Annotated in this window: 2 protein-coding genes; one reads left to right on the top strand and one right to left on the bottom strand. The window is 63.2% G+C overall.

The features are described 5' to 3' along the window. On the top strand, positions 1-1210 hold a 1210-nt coding region (gene aceA / locus I5W_RS09360; RefSeq protein WP_044529019.1), incomplete at its 5' end, for an isocitrate lyase. A gap of 156 nt (positions 1211-1366) precedes the next feature. Here the strand turns inward: aceA and I5W_RS09365 are convergent. Further along, positions 1367-1615 (bottom strand): ATP-binding cassette domain-containing protein (locus I5W_RS09365; protein ID WP_148289074.1); only part of this gene is annotated, 249 nt, incomplete at its 5' end.

Genomic DNA, 1615 nt, shown 5'->3' on the forward strand with positions numbered 1-1615 from the left:
CGTGGTCCGTCTGCGCGGTTCGCTGCAGATCGAGCACACCCTGGCCAAGCGCGGTGCCGACAAGCTCTGGAATCTGGTTCACAACGAACCCTTCGTCAACGCCCTGGGCGCCCTGACCGGCAACCAGGCCATGCAGCAGGTCAAGGCTGGCCTGAAGGCAATCTACCTGTCCGGCTGGCAAGTGGCCGGCGACGCCAACCTGGCCGGTGAAATGTATCCCGACCAGTCGCTGTACCCGGCCAATTCGGTGCCGATGGTGGTCAAGCGCATCAACAACACCTTCGCCCGCGCCGACCAGATCCAGTGGTCCGAAGGCCGTGACGACATCGACTTCTTCGCGCCCATCGTGGCCGATGCCGAAGCCGGTTTCGGCGGCGTCCTGAATGCCTTCGAACTGATGAAGTCGATGATCGAAGCCGGTGCCGCCGGTGTGCACTTCGAAGACCAACTGGCCTCGGTCAAGAAGTGCGGCCACATGGGGGGCAAGGTGCTGGTGCCGACCCGCGAAGCCTGTGAAAAGCTCAACGCCGCCCGTCTGGCCGCCGACGTCATGGGCACCAAGACCCTGGTGATCGCCCGTACCGACGCCGAAGCCGCTGACCTGTTGACCTCGGACGTGGATGCCAACGACAAGCCCTTCCTGTCGGGTGAGCGCACTGTCGAAGGTTTCTTCAAGACCCATCCGGGCATCGATCAGGCGATCTCGCGTGGCCTGGCCTATGCCGAGTATGCCGACATGGTCTGGTGCGAAACCGGCAAGCCGGACCTGGCTTTTGCCAAGACCTTCGCCGAAGCCATCCATGCCAAGTTCCCGGGCAAGCTGTTGGCCTACAACTGCTCGCCGTCCTTCAACTGGAAGAAGAACCTGGACGACGCCACCATCGCCAAGTTCCAGCGCGAGCTGGGCGCCATGGGCTACAAGTTCCAGTTCATCACGCTGGCTGGCTTCCATGCGCTGAACTACTCGATGTTCAACCTGGCGCACGGCTATGCCCGCAACCAGATGTCGGCCTTCGTGGAACTGCAGGAAGCCGAATTCGCCGCCGCCGCCAAGGGCTTCACGGCGGTCAAGCACCAGCGCGAAGTCGGTACCGGCTACTTCGACGCCGTGACCCAAGCCATCCAGCAAGGCCAGTCGTCGACCACGGCCCTGCATGGTTCGACCGAAGATGAACAATTCTTCGACGACAAGGCCAAGAAGGCCGCCTGAGGCGCTGCTTCGCAGTGGGCAAGACTGTCGTATGAATGTTTGTGAATGTGTGATGTGACGCCGGCCCGCATCCTTGCGCGGGCCGGCGGGGTGACCCCCGAACTTGCTGCCGTACCCCACAAGGGTGCGGCTTTTTTTTCGTCTGCGTGGCCGGGTTCAGCGCAACTGGCCGTCGCGTAGTTCGAACACTGTCTGGCCCAGCGCCTCGACATCGGCCGGGTCGTGGGTGATGAGCAGCATCGGTACCTGCAGATGGGTTTGCAGCTCGGCCAGTTCCTGGCGCATCCGTTGGCGCAAGGACAGGTCCAGCGCCGAGAAGGGTTCATCCAGCAAGAGCATGTCGGGTTCGGCCACCAGCGCGCGCGCCAGCGCCACACGCTGACGCTGCCGCCAGAAATCTGGCCG

The sequence above is a fragment of the Herbaspirillum sp. B65 genome (assembly GCF_000333555.1).
In the GTDB taxonomy this organism is placed as follows: domain Bacteria; phylum Pseudomonadota; class Gammaproteobacteria; order Burkholderiales; family Burkholderiaceae_D; genus Herbaspirillum; species Herbaspirillum rubrisubalbicans.